At 36.8% G+C, this 19,712-nt stretch carries 13 protein-coding genes; 11 read left to right on the top strand and 2 right to left on the bottom strand.

Going from position 1 to position 19,712, the window contains the following annotated elements; all coding sequences use genetic code 11:
* The first annotated feature begins 324 nt into the window (after window positions 1-324).
* Window positions 325-1,536, top strand: a complete 1,212-nt coding sequence (gene ltrA, locus FLS47_RS10190; RefSeq protein WP_223225225.1) for a group II intron reverse transcriptase/maturase — start codon at window positions 325-327, stop codon at window positions 1,534-1,536.
* 212 nt (window positions 1,537-1,748) lie between these two features.
* On the opposite strand, the gene rpoN is transcribed toward ltrA, so the two are convergent.
* Complete coding sequence (rpoN, locus tag FLS47_RS10195; protein ID WP_149914272.1) at window positions 1,749-3,212, bottom strand: RNA polymerase factor sigma-54; 1,464 nt, start codon at window positions 3,210-3,212, stop codon at window positions 1,749-1,751.
* Window positions 3,213-3,435: 223 nt separating this feature from the next.
* Between rpoN and FLS47_RS10200 the strand changes: the two genes are divergently transcribed.
* On the top strand, window positions 3,436-5,757 hold the full coding sequence (locus FLS47_RS10200) for a transglycosylase domain-containing protein (RefSeq protein WP_149914273.1): 2,322 nt from the start codon (window positions 3,436-3,438) through the stop codon (window positions 5,755-5,757).
* Window positions 5,758-5,796: 39 nt separating this feature from the next.
* Window positions 5,797-8,931, top strand: a complete 3,135-nt coding sequence (locus FLS47_RS10205; RefSeq protein WP_223225226.1) for a tolB protein precursor — start codon at window positions 5,797-5,799, stop codon at window positions 8,929-8,931.
* Window positions 8,932-8,986: 55 nt separating this feature from the next.
* Here FLS47_RS10205 and FLS47_RS10210 read toward each other — a convergent pair whose 3' ends face one another.
* A complete protein-coding gene (locus FLS47_RS10210; RefSeq protein WP_149914274.1) occupies window positions 8,987-9,304 on the bottom strand; it encodes a GIY-YIG nuclease family protein in 318 nt (105 codons plus the stop codon).
* 104 nt (window positions 9,305-9,408) lie between these two features.
* Here FLS47_RS10210 and FLS47_RS10215 point away from each other — a divergent pair, with 104 nt between their 5' ends.
* The 8 genes from FLS47_RS10215 (at window position 9,409) to FLS47_RS10250 (ending at window position 19,699) form a co-directional block, all read left to right on the top strand.
* Window positions 9,409-10,185 carry an XRE family transcriptional regulator gene (locus FLS47_RS10215; RefSeq protein WP_149914275.1) on the top strand — a complete coding sequence of 259 codons (777 nt, stop codon included), beginning with the start codon at window positions 9,409-9,411 and terminating at the stop codon, window positions 10,183-10,185.
* A gap of 101 nt (window positions 10,186-10,286) precedes the next feature.
* On the top strand, window positions 10,287-10,751 hold the full coding sequence (rimP, locus tag FLS47_RS10220; RefSeq protein WP_149914276.1) for a ribosome assembly cofactor RimP: 465 nt from the start codon (window positions 10,287-10,289) through the stop codon (window positions 10,749-10,751).
* A gap of 1 nt (window position 10,752) precedes the next feature.
* Window positions 10,753-11,994: a transcription termination factor NusA gene (nusA, locus tag FLS47_RS10225; protein ID WP_149914277.1), complete on the top strand. Its 1,242-nt coding sequence runs from the start codon at window positions 10,753-10,755 to the stop codon at window positions 11,992-11,994.
* A 107-nt stretch (window positions 11,995-12,101) separates the two neighbouring features.
* Window positions 12,102-15,191: a translation initiation factor IF-2 gene (gene infB / locus FLS47_RS10230; RefSeq protein WP_149914278.1), complete on the top strand. Its 3,090-nt coding sequence runs from the start codon at window positions 12,102-12,104 to the stop codon at window positions 15,189-15,191.
* Between the two features lie 85 nt (window positions 15,192-15,276).
* The gene (locus FLS47_RS10235; protein ID WP_149914279.1) at window positions 15,277-16,323 is read left to right on the top strand and encodes a flavin reductase family protein; all 1,047 of its coding nucleotides are present in this window, start codon (window positions 15,277-15,279) and stop codon (window positions 16,321-16,323) included.
* Between the two features lie 17 nt (window positions 16,324-16,340).
* Window positions 16,341-18,011: a PNGase F N-terminal domain-containing protein gene (locus FLS47_RS10240; protein ID WP_149914280.1), complete on the top strand. Its 1,671-nt coding sequence runs from the start codon at window positions 16,341-16,343 to the stop codon at window positions 18,009-18,011.
* A 4-nt stretch (window positions 18,012-18,015) separates the two neighbouring features.
* Window positions 18,016-18,888, top strand: a complete 873-nt coding sequence (locus tag FLS47_RS10245) for a hypothetical protein (RefSeq protein ID WP_149914281.1) — start codon at window positions 18,016-18,018, stop codon at window positions 18,886-18,888.
* Window positions 18,889-18,892: 4 nt separating this feature from the next.
* Window positions 18,893-19,699 (top strand): alpha/beta hydrolase, encoded by an 807-nt coding sequence (locus tag FLS47_RS10250; protein ID WP_188347409.1) that lies wholly within the window; start codon window positions 18,893-18,895, stop codon window positions 19,697-19,699.
* Window positions 19,700-19,712 lie beyond the last annotated feature (13 nt).

Genomic DNA, 19,712 nt, shown 5'->3' on the forward strand with positions numbered 1-19,712 from the left:
TGGTATATAGGGATAAAGTTGTCGGTTGGATAATAAGAGCCGTGTAAAGGGAGATCTTTACGCACGGTTCTGTGAGAGGTTTGGACTGAAATGTCCTTATCTACTCGACTAGTACCCTGTTTCTCTACTTTATACAGGGGAAGGTCTGAATGTTAGAATGGCAAAGGAACCAATAAGTTTATGACGAAGCGCTAAAAGCCGAACCACTTAAGAGAACTGCTTGCATGAGGATAGGTCGGAAACTGATAGTAAAATGCAAGAGGAGCTTAGCTGAGTCGTGCAACGAAGTGGACACAATGCCTGAGTTTTTTTTTCAGTAATACTATGTTGGAAGAGATATTACACATCCGAAATGTCAAACACGTAGTTGATCGTGTCATCTCTAATGGAGGTGCTAGCGGAGTTGATGGTATGCAGATCGATAATCTTCGTGACTACCTTAACACGCACTGGCACCCTCTTCGGTCGGATATTCTCTCTGGCACTTACCGCCCACAAGCTGTTCGGAAAGTAGAGATTCCCAAAGCAAGTGGCGGCAAGCGTATGCTGGGTATCCCAACGGTCATCGACCGTGTTATTCAGCAAAGCATTTCCCAATGGCTTGGGTTAAAGTATGAGGGTGATTTTCACGATAACAGCTACGGCTTCCGTCCGAATCGTAATGCTCATCAGGCCGTCAGTAAAGCACAAGATTATCTGAACTTGGGCTACACGTGGGTCGTTGAACTTGATCTGGAGCAATTCTTCGATCAAGTGAACCACGACAAAGTGATGCATCTTTTGAGCAAGAAGATTACGGATCATCGAGTACTAGCCCCGATCGAGAAATACCTTCGTTGTGGGATTATGGATCATGGTCTTGAACAAAAGCGAACCAAGGGCACCCCCCCCCAGGGCAGTCCTTTAAGTCCACTTTTGTCAAACATCATCCTGGATGAACTGGACAGGGAACTCAGCTCCCGTGGACATAGATTTGTACGCTATGCAGATGAAGCTAGTATCTACACGAAGAGTAATAAATTCGCGACTCGTATTATGGGCAACATCACCAGCTACATCGAATCTACACTAAAGCTGAAGGTGAACCGTGAAAAGAGTAAGGTAAGCAGACCTTCCCAAAGTAGTTTACTGGGCTTTAGTTTCTTCAAAACTCAAGGATACTGGCAGATTCGTATCTCTGCAAAGAGTATCGAACGAATCCGAGAGAAGTTACGTCAAAATACTCGACGTAATACAGTTACTCCTATGCATGAGCGACTGACTAAACTACGGCAAATTACTCAGGGCTGGGTGAATTACTTTCGTATAGCAACGAATAAGAAGGTGATGGTAGCACTGGATAAACTAGTGCGAAGACGCTTGCGTGTTCTGCTTTGGAAACAATGGAAGACCACAGGTAATCGAATTGGTAACTTAATGAAACTGGGAGCCAAACGCTGGCTTGCCTATCAACATGCGAACACCCGTAAAATCCTATACGCGAACAGGGACAAGTCCTATCCTTCAAACAACGCTAACAAACTCATACTTTACTAAATTAGGTTACGAAGGATTTGCAGACTACTATTACTGGAGAACAGCACATCAAACTACGTTATTCTAACAAACCGCCTTGGTACGGATCCGTATGCCAGGTGTGAGGGGACAGATAGGGAAATAATCCCTATCTTCCTACTCGATTTTGGTTTAGCAGAGATCTGGTCGCAGATCAAAGCAATTTATAATTTAATAAGAAAGGAATTATATTTCTATAATTCCTTTCTTAATCTAGCTACAGGGATATTCATTGACTCTCGATATTTTGCGACTGTGCGACGCGCAATAGTATATCCTTTATCTTTTAGTATTTCGGTGAGCTTTTCATCAGCTAGTGGCTTGCGTTTGTCTTCATTGGCAATACATTCCTCTAATATTTTCTTAACTTCTTTATTCGAAACCTCTTCGCCCGAATCGGTTTGAATTGCCTCTGAGAAAAAGGATTTGAGAAGAAACGTTCCAAATTCCGTTTGCACGTATTTTGAGTTTGCTACACGCGAAACCGTTGAAATATCCATATCAATTTCTTCCGCAATGTCTTTTAGAATCATTGGTTTCAACATGCGGTCATCACCCGTTAAGAAATACTCGTATTGGTATTTCATAATGGCATTCATTGTTTTCAGAAGCGTCTGTTGTCTTTGTTTGATCGCGTCGATAAACCATTTTGCAGAATCCAGTTTCGATTTAACGAATTGCACAGCTTCCTTCATCTTTTTATCGGTCTTTTCTGCCTTTTCGTAATGCTCAAACATGCCTTGATACGTACGAGATACACGAAGTTCTGGTGCATTTCGACCATTCAATGTCAAATGCAAAATACCATCATTATTACTAATGTGAAAATCTGGAATTATTTGCAATTGTTTACCAGCTACAGCTGCTGAATCTCCTGGTTTTGGATTCAGTTTTAATATTTCATTAATGATTTCTTTTAATTCTTCTGAAGTAACGTTAAGCTGCTTTTCAATTTTGTCGTAGTGCTTTTTTGTGAATTCTTCCAGATAATTCTTAACTACATCAATGGCTTTTTTTACAATTAAGCTTTCTTGATCCTTCTTTCCTAATTGAATCAACAAACATTCTTGCAAATCACGCGCACCAATGCCGGCAGGTTCAAACTCTTGAATTACGTTCAACATTTCTTCCATTTCTTCCTCTTCGGCTATCACATTTTGGGAGAAAGCAAGGTCATCTATCAGGGATAAAATCGGTCTACGGAGATAGCCGTCATCATCCAAACTACCGATAATTTGATTACCTATTAAATATTGTTTGTCGGTAAGCGCAAGTAAATCAAGTTGGTTTTGCAACTTTTCGAAAAATGAATCTTGAATTGCAATAGGTATTTCCTTCTGCTCGTCATCATCATCACTATTATAGTTGTTGCCGTAGTCCTTGAAATCGTCTTCTTGAATATACTCTTCTAATGAAAATTCCTCATCAAAACTGTCCTCACTTTTATTATCGTAATCATCTGGATCTTTATCTGGATAATCTTCTATTGGATCATTCATATTAGCGAGACTCGCATCCTCAAGCGCAGGGTTTTCTTCCAACTCTTCTTTGATACGTGTATCCAAAGAAGCCGTAGGCACTTGCAGTAGCTTTATAAATTGAATCTGCTGCGGAGATAGTTTCTGTAATAACTTTTGTTGTAATGTTTGTTTTAACATGTCGTTAGTTAAATGCTAGGTAAATTTAGTCAAATATTATGAATTTCATTAACCTTCGTATATAGATGTTTTAATGACGTCAATGCTTCACTGCTGAAGTATTTGAAAAAGTACAATTTATCGTAAAACAAAGAATGTTAAAATTCGTTAATTTTATAAATATGAATTTATTTAAATGTTGATTGTATAGTATTTTACCAAACATTTTTGTCATATTTACCCTATGTTTAGACGTGTTAAAAATCGATTTCTACGATACATAATTATAGGTATTTATTGTATTGTATTACTAACTTGTGCCGTTCAACTTAATTTCTTAGGATTATTTGGTTATTCTCCTACACAAAAGGATATTGTGATGCCCACACTCAATGTTGCGTCAGAATTGTATACCGCTGATTCTGTGTTAATTGGTCGTTATTTTGATGAAGATCGCGATCCTGTTGCTTTCGATAGTATTGCGCCAGAGGTTGTGAACGCATTAATAGCTACTGAAGATATTCGTTTTTATAAACATAATGGAGTAGATTTTTTAGGACTTGCTTCGGGTATTATTTCAACTATTAAGGGAGACCAACGTGGTGGAAGTACAATTACACAGCAATTAGCTAAGAATCTTTTTAAGACACGATATGCGCATTCTCAAGGTTACTTAAGCAAAATTCCTGGTGTTCGTATATTGACAACCAAATATAAGGAATGGATGACTGCATACAAATTGGAAAGTAAATACTCCAAGCAAGACATTTTAACAATGTATTTGAACACAGTTTCATTTAGCAATAATGCTTACGGCATAAAATCTGCTTCTCTTCGATACTTTAATAAATTACCATCTGCACTGAGCACAAATGAAGGCGCTTTATTAATTGGTATGCTAAAAGGAACAACTATCTATAACCCCATTCGTAATCCGAAAAATGCATTGCAGAGGCGCAATACTGTGCTTTCACAAATGCAAAAAGCAGGATATATTACGGAAGGTGAAGTAGCACAATTAGCACAAGACTCGTTAAAATTAGACTTAAGCTTTCAAGATAATGATGATTCGAATGATTCGTATTTGCGTTCAGCTGTATACAGATGGTTGGATAAATGGAGTCAAGACAATGAAATAGATATCAATAAAGCTGGTTTAAAAATTTATACAACCATTGATTCGCGTATGCAAAAAATTGCAGAGCAAGTAATGGCTACTAAAATGAAAGAACTTCAGCGTAGATTAAAAAATACATGGGGTGACAGTGAACCATGGCGTGACAAAGACGGAAATGTTATTCCAGAATTTTTAGAAAACCAAGCGCGAAAGCTTTCTGTGTATAAGAGTTTGATGGAACGCTTCAATAATAACGAGGATAGTGTATTTCAAGTGCTAAATAACAAGAAGGAAATGGAAGTTTTTAATTGGGATGGCATGGAAAAAGTAAACTTTTCTACTATGGATTCGTTGAGACATTATGTAATGATGCTAAATACAGGGATGATGGCGATGAATCCTTATAACGGTGAAATAAAAGTGTGGGTAGGGGGTATTAATCACCAGTATTATAAATTTGACCACGTTAATCAAGCAAAAAGGCAAGCTGGGTCTACTTTTAAACCATTTGCTTACTTGGCAGCACTGGAATCTGGAATGACACCTTGTGATAAATTAACGGACAAACCTGTGAAAATTGAGTTTATAGGTAAGGACGGGCCTGAAACTTGGGAGCCAAAGAATGCCGACTGGTCTATATCGTATAGCGATATGACTTTACGACACGCTTTAGCACGTTCTTTAAATACAATTACGGCACAATTGACTGAGATAGTCGGGGCGGATAAAGTTGTTGAGATGGCGCACAAAACTGGAATTGACAGCAAGCTGCAAGCAGTACCTTCTGTAGGATTGGGATCGAATGATGTATCGGTTTACGAGATGGTGAAATCGTACAGTACTTTTATGAATGCTGGAAAAACGACAGAACCAATTTTAGTTTCAAAAATCGTTGATCAGGAAGGTAATCTTATCGCATTATTTCAAACAGAGCATAAGCAAGTAATTAGTCCTGAAAATGCATGGCTGATGACCTACATGTTGCGCGGAACTCTTGAGGAGCCAAGAGGTACATCTCAAGCATTATGGGAATGGGATTTATTCAAAGAAAATAACGAGATAGGTGGTAAGACTGGTACTTCCTCAGACTACGTCGATGCATGGTATATGGGCGTTACAAAAGATTTAGTAGCAGGTGTTTGGGTAGGTTGTGATGAACAAAGTATTCACTTTAAAAATTCAGCGACAGGTGAGGGGTCTAAAACTGCACTCCCAATTTACGCGGCATTTATGGAAGAAGTATACAAACATCCAGAATTAGGCGTAACTTTCGGTAAATTCCCTGAGCCAAAAGTTGAAATTACAAAAACTTACAAATGTCCTACACCAAGAGTAATTTATTCGGCTCCAGCTGATAGCACTGCAGATGTCGACGAAGGTGAATTGCAAATTGAACCATTAGAAGGTTCACAAAATACAACAGAGCAATCAACTAATGAAGAACAATAAGTATTAAATATTTAAATTTACAATACTAACTAAATTATTATGAGTTTGTTAAATAAGAAATATTTGTATCGGATTATCAATTTTTTAGCATTAATGATAGTCTTTAGTGGGGCGGTGCAAGCGCAGTATTTTGGTCAAAATAAAATGCGATACAAAAAACTGAACTTTAAAGTATATGATACACCACACTTTAATATATACTATTATTTAGAAAATGATACGATGATGCGCTGGCTAGCCAAAGAATCAGAGGTATGGTATGATATGCATCAGCAAGTGTTTCAGGATACTTTTGCGCGCAAAAATCCAATTATATTTTACAACAATCATCCCGAATTCCAACAAACTACAGCAATACGAGGAGATATTTCAGTCGGTACAGGCGGGGTTACAGAAGCGTTTAAGCAACGTGTTATTATGCCGATTATGCAGATTAATCAGCAGACGCGACATGTACTAGGGCACGAGATGGTCCACGCGTTCCAATATCGCGTAATAATGGAAGGCGGCGATTCTACAAGACTTGAAAATATAGGCAATATTCCCTTGTGGATGATTGAAGGTATGGCTGAATACTTTTCAATTGGTAAGAAAGATGCTTTTACATCAATGTGGATGCGAGACGCCTACCTTCACAAAGACATTCCATCTTTAAAACAATTGACAGAGCAGTCGTACGATTATTTTCCATATCGTTATGGTCAAGCATTTTGGTCTTTCATTGGTTCTACTTATGGCGATACGGTTATTATGCCGCTGTTTATCGAAACGGCAAAATACGGTTATGAGTTCGCTATGCGAAGAGTATTTGGTTACGATGCACAAACGATGTCTACACTGTGGAAAAACAGCATGGAGCAGGCTTATCGTAATTCAGGAAAAGATACGACAACAAGACCTATAGGTATTAATTTGATTAATCAAAATAATGCTGGGTCGATGAATCTATCTCCAACCATTTCTCCTGACGGAAAGTATGTGGTTTATCTATCGGAACAAGATTTATTTAGTATTGACTTGTATCTAGCGGATGCAAAGACGGGTAAGCGGATACGAAAATTAGGTAGTAAACTCACAAATAAAGATATTGATGAATTTAGTTTTCTAGAATCCGCAGGGTCTTTTTCTCCTGATTCCAAGAAATTTGCCTTTTCTGTGTTTTCTCAGGGAAAGAATAAACTCATGGTCGTAAATGTGGAGACAGGAAATCCTGAACTGGTAGAAGCTATGGGAGATATAGTTGAATTTGCTAATATCGCATGGGCTCCTGATGGAGAAGCGGTTGCATTTTCGGGTTTAGTTAATGGCCATTCTGATCTATATACATACAATATCAACACAAAAAAGTTGACGCAATTAACCAACGATGTATACTCTGATTATCAGCCAAACTATTCGCGAGATGGAAGGTATATTGTTTTTAGTACGGATCGTTTAGCATTACAGAGTGATAGTCGTTCCGTGACCATTCCTATGAATCTTGCATTGTATGATATATCCTCTGGTAAGATTCAAAATATAGATGTTTTCCCAGGAGCAAATAATTTGAATCCACAATTTTCAGCAGACGGTACAGCGGTATTTTTCTTATCTAATAGTGATGGGTATAGAAATTTATATAGATATCATTTGAGATCAAATTCGGTGGAACGTTTGACAGATTACTTTACAGGGATTTCAGGTATTACAGAGTATTCGCCTGCTATATCTGTATCGGCTAACGATGAAATTGTTTATTCATTTTTCAAAAAGAAAAAATACAATATTTATAAAGCTAATATTTCAGAATTTGAACCTGTTGCTGTGTCTGTTCACGATGTAGATATGACAGCAGCAATACTGCCACCAAATGTCGATCGTGGGGTGAATGTTGTAAATAGAAACTTAACTAATTTCAATGTTTTTGAACGTATTTCGGATAATCAAATTAGTAATATTGCTTACACTCCAAAATTCAAGTTGGATTATCTAGCTAATTCTGGGGTTGGTATGTCTGTTGGTTCACGATATGGTGCTGGGATAAGCTCAGGTATTCAAGGGCAGTTTTCTGATATTTTAGGTTACAATCAAATTTTTGCTGCGTTAAATATCAACGGTGAGATTTATGATTTCGGTGGACAAGTTGCTTACATTAATCAGCGAAGCCGACTTAATTGGGGTGGAGCGCTATCCCATATCCCATATATGACAGGTTTTTCGCAATATGGTACAGAAAATTTTGGTAATGGTCCTGAGTTAGCGATTAGCACGTATATGATTCGTACTTTCCAAACGCAAGCAGAAGCTTTTGTAGCCTATCCATTTAATCGACATCATCGTTTTGAGGTGGGAGCTGCTCTTTCTCGCTACGGCTATCGGGTGGATAAATGGAGACAAAGTTACTATTACGGATATGGCGATAGACAGAGAATAACTAATGAAGAAGCTTCTCAATTACTTGGAGGCAATTTCAAACCATTTGTCATTCAACAAATAAATTCTGGTTTTGTAGGAGATAATACGGTTTTTGGTATAACTTCTCCACTGCAAGGTTTTAGATACCGTTTAGGAGCAGAGCAATATTTTGGAGATTATAATTTTACTGCTCTTAATGTGGATTTGCGTAAATATAATCGCTATAAACCTGTTACGATTGCAGCGCGTTTATATTCCTATATGCGAGTTGGAAAAGACGAAAGCGCATTGTATCCGCTGTATATCGGTTATCCATATTTGATTCGTGGATACGAAAGTGGAAATGTAGATGTGACTGGTAATATTGGATTTTCTGAATTGTCTGGATCAAGGATGGCTGTTGGTAATTTCGAAGTACGTATTCCATTCACAGGACCTGAAAAGTTAGCACTTGTTAAATCTGGCTTATTGTTTTCAGATTTAAATTTCTTTGTAGATGCTGGTATGGCTTGGTACGGTGGTAATACTATCAAGATGAGCCGTACAGATGAGGACAAAATTAACGTGGTCGATGAAAGCGGAAATGTCATTTTAGGGTCGGATAACCAACCGCTTAAAATGTTTGATCCTAATGTACGGGTACCTGTATTTAGTGCAGGGGTATCACTACGTATTAATTTATTTGGGGCTATGATATTAGAACCTTATTATGCGATTCCATTCCAAAAAACTAAGTCTAAAATTGGAACATTCGGTTTAAACTTCGCTCCAGGTTGGTAGTCAATAAACCAACATTGCGATATACGTTAAGGTTGTTAAAAGCTGTTGTTTATGTTTAGGCATAAGCAGCAGCTTTATTCATTATAGTGCTATCAACTTTATGCATACCTAACCAATTGGGGTTATATCTACGTATTAATTTCTCTTGTTGCATGCGCGTATAGCTATTCAATTCATTTTTTCTTCTTTCCGCAGCTTCGTATGTCTCAAATTCTTCAGTATGCACGATACGCGTGAATTTTGGTCCTCGAATCATAAAAGAGTTTGCTGCATTCTGCAATTCAAATAATTTCAGGCTAATGTCTTGGCAATAACCAGCCTCAACATATACTCTATTTGCGTCTGTCGTGATATATACAATATGCTTTTTCATGTTTTTACTAAAATATTTGGGTTTGCAAAATATGTTTACTAATTTTATTGGCACAATAATACTAATAATTTTAGTATTCACAAATAGTTTTGAAAAAAAATATAATGTCAAATATTGCTTCCAATTTGAAGTTTCTTCGAAAGAGAAACGGTTTAACACAGCAGCAGTTTGCTGATTTAATGGAAATTAAGCGCGCTTCAGTAGGTGCGTATGAAGAGGATCGTGCGGAGCCCAAATACGAATTGCTAAAAAAAATAGCTGAATATTATGGGTTGAGTATGGATGAATTGGCTAATGATGTGATTGATGAGAAGTGGAAACCTGTGGCAAAAGGTAACTCTTCAAACTTGCGCGTACTTTCGGTGACTGTTGATGCTGAAGATCGCGAAAATATAGAGCTGGTGCCAGTAAAGGCTAGCGCGGGTTATTTAAATGGCTATGGCGATCCTGAATATGTAAAGGAATTACCTCGTTTTTCTTTGCCAATGTTTAATCAAGGTACTTATAGAGCATTTGAGATTAAAGGAGACTCTATGTTGCCGTTACCTAGTGGGTCTATTGTAATTGGCGAATATGTTGAGAATTGGCATGATATAAAACCTGGACAAACATATGTCATCATTTCAAAAGATGAAGGTGTAGTATACAAACGTGTTGCATTTAAATATAAAGATGATAAGGGGCTAAAATTAGTATCGGATAATAAAGTATACGATTCATATTGGGTAGAACCTACAGATATTGTAGAAGTGTGGAAAGCGAAGGCTTATATTTCAACAGAATTTCCTGAGCCAAGTGCTGAACCGACCATAGAGTCGTTGACAAGTATGATGGCACAAATGCAAAAAACGATTAATTCAGTCGTTGAAACGAAAAAATAGTATGAGAAAATTTCTTGCTTATATAATAATTATGTATATTTGCAATATCTGAAAGGAAGGGGGCATGGAATGCCCCCTTTTTTAATTCAATTTTGAAAAATATGCAGATTGAAAAACGCGTTAGAGAATTAGTAGAAGAGAAAATCGCCGATCGTCCCGAACTTTTTATCGTTAATATTACTATGTTAAAAAATGGGATTCTATCCATTTTGTTAGATGGTGATAATGGGATTTCAATTGACGATTGTGTGGCAGTAAGCAGACATGTTGGTTTTCATTTGGAAGAAGAAAATGTTATAGAGAATGCTTATCGCTTAGAAGTTTCTTCTCCTGGTATTGATTCGCCATTAACAATGCAACGTCAATACGATAAAAATATCGGAAGGGATGTTCGTGTTAAATTAGCGAATGGAGATAAAAAAGAGGGTAAACTTATTGCAGTAACAGCAACCGAAGTTACCATCGAAGAAAAAGTGAAAGAAAAGGGCAAAAAAGCTGAATTAAAGGAAGCGATATTGCCATTAGATCAAATAAAGGAAACAAGAGTTTTAATTTCATTTAAATAAAATGAGCAGCACCAATATTAATTTGATTGACTCTTTTCAGGAGTTTAAAGAGTTCAAAAATATTGACCGTCCGACGGTAATCACAGTACTTGAAGAAGTATTTCGTAGTATGATTCGTAAACGTTTCGGCACAGACGAGAATGTTGACGTTATCGTGAATCCAGATAATGGTGACTTGGAAATTTGGAGAACGCGTGTCGTGATGGAAGATGGTTTCTCAGAAGACGATGATTTAGAAATCGAATTGGCAGATGCACACCAGTATGATCCAGATTTGGAAGTTGGTGATGATTACATCGAACAGATTACTTTAGAAAGCTTTGGACGTCGTGCTATATTGGCTGCTCGTCAAACTTTAGTATCTAAAGTTTTGGAATTAGAGAAAGATGAAGTGTTCAAAAAATACAAAGATCGTGAAGGCGAATTGGTAATCGGTGAAGTTTACCAAATTTGGAAAAAAGAAATCTTAGTATTGGATGAAGATGGTAATGAATTGTTATTGCCAAAAACGGAGCAAATCCCAGCAGATTACTTCAAAAAGGGTGATAGCATACGCGCCGTAGTATATAAGGTGGATATGATGAATAGTAATCCTAAGATTATTATTTCACGTACAGCACCAGAATTTTTACAACGTTTGTTTGAATTAGAAGTTCCTGAGATCTTCGACGGTTTGATTACAATCAAGAAAATTGTTCGCGAACCAGGAGAGCGTGCTAAAGTAGCTGTAGAGTCTTACGATGATCGTATTGACCCAGTAGGAGCATGTGTGGGCATGAAAGGTTCACGTATTCATGGTATCGTGCGCGAGTTGCGTAATGAAAACATCGACGTAATCAACTTCACGACAAATGCATCATTGTATATCACACGTGCATTGAGCCCAGCTCGTATCACGTCCATCAAAATTGATGATGAGAACAAAACAGCTGCAGTTTATTTGAAACCGGATCAAGTGTCATTGGCAATTGGTCGTGGTGGTCACAATATCAAATTGGCAGGTAAATTGACAGGTTATGAAATCGACGTATACCGCGAAAATGACGAAGTTGAGGAGGATGTGGATATCGAAGAATTCTCAGACGAAATCGACAGCTGGATCATTGATGAATTGAAGCGTGTAGGTTTGGATAGTGCAAAATCAGTTTTAGCATTGTCACATGAGGAATTAGTACGTCGTACAGATTTAGAAGAAGATACAATACAAGAAATCGTTCGCATCTTAGCTACTGAGTTTGAATAAAACTCAGTAGTCAAAATATGTTACATAGAAAATGTAAATATTTGTTAAATGCGTGCGAAAAAATCATATTTTTGTAAAGAACAGAATTTTTAGAAGGTTAATATTAGATGACAGAAGGTAAAAGCATAAACTTACTTAAAGCAGCAAAAGAGCTTAATATTGGTATTGGTACTGCAGTTGATTATTTGAAGGAAAAGGGATTTGACGTAGAAGCAAAGCCTACCACCAAATTAGCTGCGGATATGTACGATGTTCTTTTGCGTAAATTTCAGGGAGATAAAATCGCAAAGGATGAAGCTAAACAAATTGTAATTGGCAAGATTCGTCGTGAAGAAACTCCTTCATCAGGAAGTTCTGCTCCTTCCCAAGAGTCATCTACTTCAAAAAATGATGAAGTTGAAAAAGAAATTTTAATTAAAAGTCCTTTAGTAACTCCTCCAGCAGCTAGCAAAGAAGAGCCTGTGAAAGAAGAGAAAGAGGAATCAAATACCGGTTCTTTAAAAGTTGTTGGCAAAATTGATTTAGATAGTTTGAATAAACCAAAACCTAAAAAGGTAGAGGAACCTATCGCTCAAAAACCAGCAGAAACTCCAGTGACTCCAGTGGTAGAAAAAAAGGAAGAGCCTAAACCAGAACCTATCAAAGAAGAGGTGAAAGAAGAACCAAAAGTAGAGGTGAAACCTGTACCAGTTGAAAAAGTAGAGGTTGTAGCTCCTGTTAAGGAAGAGGTAAAGCCTGTACAAGAAGTTGTGGCTCCAAAAGTAGAGTCAAAAGCAGTGGAGAAACAAGAGCAAAAGCCGGCAGCACAAGTACCAGTTACTCCTGTAGTGGCAGTAACTCCTCCTGTAAAGAAAGAACCTGTAGATGACGTAATTCGTGCGCGCTCAGAAAAATTAGAAGGTCCTAAAGTAATTGGTAAGATTGAATTACCAACTTTTAAACCTAAAGAAAAACCTGTAGCATCTTCATCGAATTCGAATCAAGACAATAAACGTAAGCGTAAGCGTACGAATAAACCAGGTACTCCTGTATCTCCAAATGATCAAAACAACCAGCAAGGTGGTCAAAATAGACCGCAAGGAAGTGGTCCTTATGGTCAAAATAGACAACAAGGTGGTCAACCAGGACAGCCAGGTCAAAATAGACCAGGAGGTTCTCAACAAGGCGGTCCAAGAGGTAATAACAATAACATCAACCGTCCAGGAGGTAATAATCCTGCAAATAGGGGTAGATTTGATAACAGAGGAAAAGGCGGAAGAAATGACGCTCCAAAAGAAGAGTTATCAGAAAAACAAATTCAAGATCAAATCAAAGCTACACTTGCTCGTTTGAGTGGGGCTGGTAAGTCTGGTAAATTTGCGCAACGTGCAAAACTTCGTCGTCAAAAACGTGATGATATAGCACTTTCTGCAGAAGAGGCAGCAATGGAACAAGAATTAATGGCTAAAGTTTTGCGTGTAACGGAATTCGTTACTGCAAATGAATTAGCTAATTTAATGGATGTTCAAGTTACGCAGATTATCGCGACATGTATGAGTTTAGGTATGTTTGTGTCTATTAATCAACGTTTAGACGCAGAAACTTTAACAATCGTTGCTGATGAATTCGGGTATCAAGTAGAGTTTATTAAACCAGAAGATGAAGAAGTTGCTGAATTAGAAGAGGCGGATAGCGAAGAGAATTTAATTCCTCGTGCGCCAATTGTAACGGTAATGGGTCACGTCGATCACGGTAAAACGTCTTTACTAGATTACGTACGTAAAGCAAACGTAACTAAAGGTGAAGCAGGTGGTATTACACAACATATTGGTGCTTATGCCGTGAAATTAGATGATGGTCGGAAAATCACGTTCTTAGATACTCCAGGTCACGAAGCCTTTACTGCGATGCGTGCTCGTGGTGCTAAAGTAACGGATATCGTAATTATCGTTATTGCTGCGGATGATGCTGTGATGCCTCAGACAAGAGAAGCAATAAACCACGCACAAGCTGCTGGTTCACCAATTGTATTTGCTTTCACTAAAGTAGATAAGCCAGGTGCAAATGCAGATAGAATACGTGAGCAATTATCAGCTATGAACATTTTAGTAGAAGATTGGGGTGGTAAATACCAAGCGCAAGAAATTTCTGCTAAGACAGGTGAAAACGTTGATTTATTATTAGAGAAAGTATTATTAGAAGCTGAATTATTAGAATTAACTGCAGATCCTAAAAAACGTGCTGTAGGTTCAGTAATCGAGTCAGCTTTAGATAAAGGTCGTGGTATTGTGACTACTGTATTAGTTCAAGGTGGTACATTACGTGTGGGTGATGCTATTTTGGCAGGTTCACATTCTGGTAAAGTGAAAGCTTTAACAAATGAACGTGGCGAACGCGTGAAAGAAGCTGGTCCTTCGACACCAGTTCAGATCTTAGGTATGTCTGGAGCTCCGACAGCAGGTGATAAGCTTTATGTATTAGAAAGCGAATCTGAAGCACGTCAAGTAGCAAACAAACGTCTTCAATTACAACGTGAGCAAGGTATGCGTGCAACTAAGCACATTACATTGGATGAGATCGGTCGTCGTCTTGCAATTGGTAACTTTAAGGAGTTGAATGTAATTGTGAAAGGTGATGTGGATGGTTCTATCGAAGCATTATCGGATTCATTATTGAAGCTTTCAACAGACGAAATTCAAGTAAATATTATTCACAAATCTGTGGGTGCTATTTCGGAGTCGGATGTATTATTAGCTTCTGCATCAGATGCAATCATTATCGGTTTCCAAGTTCGTCCGACGCAAAATGCGCGTAAGCTAGCAGAAGCTGAACAAATTGATGTTCGTTTGTACTCAATCATTTACGATGCAATTGATGAATTGAAATCAGCGATGGAAGGTATGTTGGCTCCGAAATTTGAAGAGAAAATCGTTGGTGAAGTTGAAATTCGCGAAACTTTCAAAATCACTAAAGTGGGTACAATTGCCGGATGTATGGTTACAAGCGGAAAAATCACACGTCAAAATGATATCCGAATCATTCGCGATGGTGTCGTAATTCATACAGGTAAATTGGCTTCATTGAAGCGTTTCAAAGATGATGTGAAAGAAGTAACACACGGTTATGAATGTGGTTTGAACATTGATAAATTCAACGATATTCAAGTAGGCGATATTGTAGAAGCATACGAACAAGTAGAAGTAAAACGTAAGTTATAATCTTACACATAATATTATTGTAAAATCCTGACCCTGTGGTCAGGATTTTTTATTTGTCGATATATTTATTTTTATCTTTAAGTCTATGTATGAATTTAGCGTATCAGAGATAATCAGACAGCCAAATGATATTGTATCAATTCGTTTCAACGATCTTTCGGGTAAATATCCGACATATAAAGCGGGACAATTTCTGACTTTAAATTTTCAGTTTGGGGATAGAGAAGTTAGACGGTCTTATTCTTTTAGCAGTTCTCCTTCAGTGAATGAATCGTTAGAAATTACAGTGAAGCGCGTCGATAATGGAGAAATTTCACGATTGCTACATCACAAGCTCGAAATAAACGATATAATCGAAGTATTAGATCCACAAGGATTATTCACGTACGAACCTGAAGTGGATACTACTAGAACCGTTTTTCTTTTTGCAGCCGGAGTAGGTATTACACCACTTTATTCAATTTTGAAAACAGCTCTTGTCGAAGAAAAAAATAGTAAAGTCGTATTAATTTATAGCAATTCATCCAAAGAGAAAACTGTTTTTTACGATGAATTACTAACATGGCAACAACGTTATCCTACACGATTGCATATTGAATTCATTTGGTCAAATTCTAAAAATTTAGCATATGCGCGATTAAATAGAGAATATTTGATTGAATTAGTTAATCAACATTTACAGTCAGATCATTCACAAGCTCTATTTTATACGTGTGGTCCATTATTTTATATGGATTTAGTACGTTTTACACTTTTGGGAATGGGTTTTCCAGATGAAAATGTACGTAGAGAAACATTTCATTTTCCAGAAGAAGAGGAAGATGATGATGAGAGAGAAGAAGAAATTGAGGACACGTCTGAATATAATGTTACCTTAAAATTCAATGGACAAGATTACAATTTATTGGTTCCTGCCAATCAAACTGTTTTAGATGTAGGCTTGTCTCACAAAATCAAATTACCCTATTCTTGTAAATCAGGTATGTGTAGTACCTGTATTTCACAAGTCGTAAAAGGCGGCGTAAAAATGAATTATAATGAAGTCTTGACGGATAATGAAGTAGAGCGCGGAAGATGTCTGATTTGCGTATCTCATCCAATTGAAGATGGAACAATAATTGAAGTCACGTAAACACATTAAAACCTACTATGAAAAATTTTCTATTTATCTGTTTTTTAATATGTCTTGCAAACATTGGACAAGCGCAAGTTTACAAAATAACTTATCATACGATCCGCGGCGATCAAGTGGTTGAAACCAATCCAATCATAGTATTCGCAGATAAAAATAAAACTGTAATCACACGTGAAAGTATATTGAATAATAATTTCAGACAAACTGCTGAACAAAGTATTGTTGATTTACCTTCTAAAGTAATATATAGAAAATCAACTTTTCAAAACAGGAAGAGTATATATTCTGCAGATTCCTCCGCTTTTGATAAAAATATATTTACTGAGGCTAATGACCGAAAAATCATTTTAGGACGAAATACTAAAAAAGCTACAACGTCTATTAATTCCAACGCAATTGAAATTTTTTATACTGAAGAATTACCGATCAAGGCTTCACCTAATGAAATTGGTATAGCAAAAGGAGTGGTATTGGAATATCGAAGAAATGGAAACAGTGGCTTTATTGCAGCAAAAATCGAACAGATTAAAAATTTTCCAGCTGGATTTGAAATACCAAAACAAGATCACGTATTGGATATTTTAACATACAGAGATGAAGTTTGGAAAAGTAAATTTATTCAAGTTCCCATTTTTAGCCAAGAAAAAATCTGTTTTGATCCTGATAATTTAAAATCAGATTCTATTTTACGTTTTGCAGCTGGAACTGTCATTTTGAAAAAAATTAAAATACCAGAACTTCTGGAAGAAAGTCAAGCATTTATTGAATTGATTGAAAAATCAAATGGAGATGCATATGACCGTACTGGATCTGTGTTTATGATTGCAACAGATCAACCTGTAACATTTTTTGATGGTATGAAAAACGGGATGTCTACTTTGCCAAAGTATGATGTAGGCGATGGCAAAGATTATTTAGGTATGGTACGCACAGATAATTTTTCTCCCGTATTTGAATTAATGCGATTCTTTACACCTTTTGGTGTTTCTCACTTCAATGATAGATTGATCTTAAAAGGTAAAACTTGGCAAGATTCAGTGACTTATCGTCAAGATATATCCGAATTCTTAGGTGTAATGTCTGGTAAAGAAATTTATATCGGTACGTATATTGGTAATTATGATAAGGGTGGTCATATCGTAAGTTTAGAATTAACAATACATCCAGGCAACTCAAATTATGCTAAAAAAACAGAAGCTCTATCATTGTTTAACACGACAAATGTGATGGAAATGGGAGGACAAACATACCCAACATTATTTGGATCTGATAAAGGTTTGGAATTTGAATTTGAACTAAAAGAAGATGTCAAAAATGCGAAATTACGCTACATTACGACTGGTCATGGTGGGTGGTGGAATGGAGATGAATTTGTTCCAAAAGTGAATTCTATCTATTTGAACGATCAATTGAAATTTCAATTTACGCCTTGGCGTGTGGATTGTGGTAGCTATAGATTGTACAATCCTGTTTCAGGCAATTTTGATAGCGGACTTTCATCATCTGACTTGAGTCGTTCGAATTGGTGTCCAGGGACGATTACATATCCTAATTATATTGATTTAGGAGATTTGAAGGCAGGCAAGCACAAAATGAAAGTTCATATACCACAAGGTCCAGCGGAAGGTGACAGTCAAAGCTTTTGGAATGTGAGTGGCGCATTGCTATATGACAAAAATGATTAAGTGTATGATATTAGTTCGTTTTGTGCAACATAAGATTTTAGTTGTTAGCTTTTTACACTTACTGCTGAGCAGCATATCTTATGCGCAAAGTCCTCAAAAGCTAGGTAAAGTCACGAGCGCAGCGATAACGGAAATTTCTGGAATTGCGCCTTATTATTTTTCAAAAGGATATTTTTGGGTACATAATGACAGTGGTGATGATGCAAATATATACCTAATAGATTCCACTGCTTCACTTAAAGTAACTGTTCAGATAGAAGGTGTTAAATCGATAGATATTGAAGATATTGCGAGGTTTAAGATTGGTAATGATCATTTCTTAATTCTAGCTGACATTGGAAATAATCGTCGAAATCGAGAGGAACTTTCATTGTATGTGATTAAAGAACCTCAGGTTGATTTCAGCACAAAATTAACCTCTTTAAAGGCTCCTTTACATCAAGAAATTAAAATAAAATACGCAGACAAAAGGAGAGATGCAGAAGCCATTTTTGTTGATCCAATAGATAATCAAGTTTATATTCTGTCAAAGCGAGATTTAGAATCTACCATTTTTTCATTGCCATTGCATACTAATAATACGGAAGTTCATGTATTGCAACCGATGTTAACATTGCCTTTTACATTTACTACAGGAGCAGATATTTCGGCAGATGGTAAATATATTGTAGCAAAGAATTTGACGACAGTCTTCCTTTGGGAAAGACCTCATTCAGCGTCTATTCTGGAAACATTGAAACAAACTCCACGTAACATTCCATATACAATCGAACCACAAGGTGAAGCCATTTGTTTCGACCTATATAATCGCTTTTTATATACGATTTCTGAGCGTCCATTTGGTCTGGATTCCTATCTTTACAAATACGATTTTTAAAACTATGAAAAACCTTTTTTTGTTCTCTTTCTTATTTGTTTTACTGTTTACTAGCAAAGGATTTGCTGCTACTGTAGATACTGTAGAAGTATTTTCAGCGAGTATGAATAAAAAGATTAAGACGGTCGTAATCCGTCCAGATAATGCAAAAGATAAAGTTATACCTACACTGTATTTATTGCATGGATATGGTGGAAACTACTCCAATTGGGTCGAGAAAGCTCCATATTTGAAAACATTAGTTGACCGCTATAATTATATGGTGGTTTGTCCTGATGGTGGAGTTGGCAGTTGGTATTGGGATACGACTCCAGATTTTCAATATGAAACATTTGTGAGCAAAGAACTTGTGAATTATATCGAATCAACCTTTAAGGTTTGTAAACATAAGACAGGGCGTGCTATCACAGGTTTAAGTATGGGAGGACATGGTGCATTATATCTAGCTATTCGTCATCAAGATGTGTATGGGGCAGTAGGAAGCACAGCTGGTGGAGTGGATATACGTCCATTTCCAAACAATTGGGAAATGAGCAAGCGCCTAGGAGATTATGCGGAAAACAAAGAAAAGTGGAATGAACATACGGTGATAGAAATGCTTCATTTAATCAAACCAAATAATTTAAAAATATTTATAGACTGTGGCTATGAAGATTTTTTCTTTGGAGTGAATGAAGAATTGCATAAAAAATTGTCTTATCTTAACATACCACATAGCTATTTCAACATGCCAGGGAAACACAATTGGGACTATTGGGCACAGTCTATTGGATTTCAAATGGCGTTTTTTGACCAATTTTTTAGAAATTAAACACTTTATAAAT

The sequence above is a fragment of the Sphingobacterium cavernae genome, from assembly GCF_008520265.1.
GTDB classification, from domain to species: domain Bacteria; phylum Bacteroidota; class Bacteroidia; order Sphingobacteriales; family Sphingobacteriaceae; genus Sphingobacterium; species Sphingobacterium cavernae.

Coding starts and splice junctions, on each gene's coding strand:
- ltrA (WP_223225225.1), top strand. CDS start 325: ATGTTGGAAGAGATATTACACATCCGAAATGTCAAACACGTAGTTGAT.
- rpoN (WP_149914272.1), bottom strand. CDS start 3,212: ATGTTAAAACAAACATTACAACAAAAGTTATTACAGAAACTATCTCCG.
- FLS47_RS10200 (WP_149914273.1), top strand. CDS start 3,436: ATGTTTAGACGTGTTAAAAATCGATTTCTACGATACATAATTATAGGT.
- FLS47_RS10205 (WP_223225226.1), top strand. CDS start 5,797: ATGAGTTTGTTAAATAAGAAATATTTGTATCGGATTATCAATTTTTTA.
- FLS47_RS10210 (WP_149914274.1), bottom strand. CDS start 9,304: ATGAAAAAGCATATTGTATATATCACGACAGACGCAAATAGAGTATAT.
- FLS47_RS10215 (WP_149914275.1), top strand. CDS start 9,409: ATGTCAAATATTGCTTCCAATTTGAAGTTTCTTCGAAAGAGAAACGGT.
- rimP (WP_149914276.1), top strand. CDS start 10,287: ATGCAGATTGAAAAACGCGTTAGAGAATTAGTAGAAGAGAAAATCGCC.
- nusA (WP_149914277.1), top strand. CDS start 10,753: ATGAGCAGCACCAATATTAATTTGATTGACTCTTTTCAGGAGTTTAAA.
- infB (WP_149914278.1), top strand. CDS start 12,102: ATGACAGAAGGTAAAAGCATAAACTTACTTAAAGCAGCAAAAGAGCTT.
- FLS47_RS10235 (WP_149914279.1), top strand. CDS start 15,277: ATGTATGAATTTAGCGTATCAGAGATAATCAGACAGCCAAATGATATT.
- FLS47_RS10240 (WP_149914280.1), top strand. CDS start 16,341: ATGAAAAATTTTCTATTTATCTGTTTTTTAATATGTCTTGCAAACATT.
- FLS47_RS10245 (WP_149914281.1), top strand. CDS start 18,016: ATGATATTAGTTCGTTTTGTGCAACATAAGATTTTAGTTGTTAGCTTT.
- FLS47_RS10250 (WP_188347409.1), top strand. CDS start 18,893: ATGAAAAACCTTTTTTTGTTCTCTTTCTTATTTGTTTTACTGTTTACT.